We start from the raw sequence: 2,060 nt of genomic DNA on the forward strand, positions 1-2,060 counted from the left end.
GGGGGTTGGTTTTGTGGTTTGTCGTGGGTTGGTGGGGGGGGGGGAGGGGGGGGGGGGGGGGAGGGGGGGAGGGGGGGGGGGGGGGAGGAGGGGTGGCCCTCCCCTCCCCGCCCCGCCCCGTACCACCCCCCTCGCGCCACCCCCGTATCCCCTCGCGCCGCCCCCGTACCACCCCCTCCGTACCGCCCCCTCGTACCACCGCCCGTATCGCTCGGCCGTATCGCTCGGCCGATGAGGTGAAACACCCTCCGCCGCCGGTGCGGTCGGCGGGCGACCGGCCGCCTCCTCGCGAATGTGTCGATGACAGTGCCCGCGCAGCCGCGGGTGCCCGACACAGGCCGAGTAGCCGAGTAGAGAGGGAGCGTGATGCGCGCGGAGCACATCGACACCCGACTGCTGAAGGAACGGACCGAGCGGTCGCGGGACATGAACGGCGACGCCGTCAGGATCACCGAGCGGGTGCTGAAGGACGCCGCCGCGGACGATGCCGCGAAGAAGGACGTCATGGCGCTGCAGACGGCGGCGGCCCTGGAGCATCTCGCGGTGAGTGTGTACCGTACGGCCGCCGGGCTGCCGTTCATCAAGAACGGCACCAAGACGGTCGCCGAGTTCATCGCCACCACCGTCCAGCAGCACCAGGAACACGCCAAGGCGTTCAACGCCGCAGCCGTCAAGGCGGGCGGCAAGGAGCAGACCCGGCCCGACGAGCAGTACGGGGACATGGTCAGACGGACCCTGTCGTCCGCCAGGAACCCGGTGGATGTGATCAAGCTGTCCGCGTCCCTGGAGGACATGGCCGCGCGGACCTACACCAAATACGTGGGCCAGGTCCGTGACACCCGGGTGCGGCGGCTCTTCGCCTCGGTCGCGCCGGTCGAGGCCCAGCACCGCGCGACGCTGCTGGCCGTGCAGTCCCTGCTCACCTCGGGCCACGAGAACCTGGTCGAGATCCCGACGGACGCCCCGAGACTGCCCGCGGCCCTGGGGAGCGCGGGGATCCCCGATGTCTTCCAGGCGACCGCGAATGCCCGGCCGATGTCGGAAGGAGCGGTGCTGTGAGGCGTACGCGAGGCGGCTGGGAGCTGCCCATCGGTGAGAACGAGCTGAGCGGCCTCACCGAGGACATGGAGGAGACGCACCGGGAGACGCTGCCCGCGATGCGTACGAGCGCGGCGGATCTCGGCGAGCGGATCAGGGAGCTGGGGCACGCAAACCGGGGAAGTCAGGAAGGCCCGAAGAGTCCGGGGAGTCCCGCGCCGGACGGGCCGGTGGACGCGGGGCGCCGCCGCTTTCTGCTGAACGCCGGTGGCCTCGGGGCAGCCTTCCTGCTGACCGGCTGCTCCAGCCCCGGCACCGACGAGAAGGGAGTCTCGCCGCAGGCGGCTTCCTCCGAGGTCCTGCCGCCCAGGGCCGCCGTGGACACGGTCATGTACACCGCCGAGCTGCGGTTCGTCGCGCTCTCGGCGGCCCTGGAGAACCAGGCCGTGGGGGCGTACGGATCGATCCTGGCCGCCGCGGGGGCCGAGAAGTTCGGCGCCGTACCGCCCGCCGTGTCGACCTTCGTCACCATGGCGATGGCCCACCACATCGACCACGCCAAGGCCTGGAACGAGGCGCTGACCGCCGCGGGCAAGCCCGTCGTCACCGATGTGCCGCTGTCCAACCAGCGGGCGGTCACCGCCGCGCTGGACAGGGCCGCCACCGTCGACGACGCCGCCAAGCTCGCCCTGCAACTTGAGGAGCAGGCCGCGCAGACCTATCTCTCCGCCGTCTACCACGGCAAGAGCCGCGGCGGCATCGAGACCGCGGCCACCGTCGCGCCCGTCGAGGCGATGCACGCCTCGATCCTGCGCTTCATCCTCGGGCAGTACCCGGTGCCGGACGCCTTCCTGCCCGAGGACATGGCGGCGACACCGGGCCTTCTGACGGTCTGAGATGACGGTCCGAGAGCCGCACGGACAAGTCCGGTCGCGGGGGGCGGCGGAGGGGGAGGGGGGGAGTCTGGTGGCGCTGTTCTATGGCGTTTTGTGGTGGGTGTCGTGGGTGGGGAGGGGAGGTGG

2 protein-coding genes are annotated in these 2,060 nt (G+C 71.7%); both read left to right on the forward strand.

Annotation, left to right across the window (positions count from 1 at the left end; all coding sequences use genetic code 11):
- Positions 1-366: 366 nt before the first annotated feature.
- Positions 367-1,059 carry a ferritin-like domain-containing protein gene (locus tag ACFU9P_RS20340; RefSeq protein WP_376386937.1) on the forward strand — a complete coding sequence of 231 codons (693 nt, stop codon included), beginning with the start codon at positions 367-369 and terminating at the stop codon, positions 1,057-1,059.
- Positions 1,056-1,934: a ferritin-like domain-containing protein gene (locus ACFU9P_RS20345; protein WP_384082648.1), complete on the forward strand. Its 879-nt coding sequence runs from the start codon at positions 1,056-1,058 to the stop codon at positions 1,932-1,934. Before ACFU9P_RS20340 ends, ACFU9P_RS20345 begins: the two co-directional genes overlap by 4 nt.
- The last annotated feature ends 126 nt before the right edge of the window (positions 1,935-2,060 follow it).

The organism is Streptomyces sp. NPDC057617 (assembly GCF_042800555.1).
GTDB lineage: Bacteria > Actinomycetota > Actinomycetes > Streptomycetales > Streptomycetaceae > Streptomyces.

Coding starts and splice junctions, on each gene's coding strand:
- ACFU9P_RS20340 (WP_376386937.1), top strand. CDS start 367: ATGCGCGCGGAGCACATCGACACCCGACTGCTGAAGGAACGGACCGAG.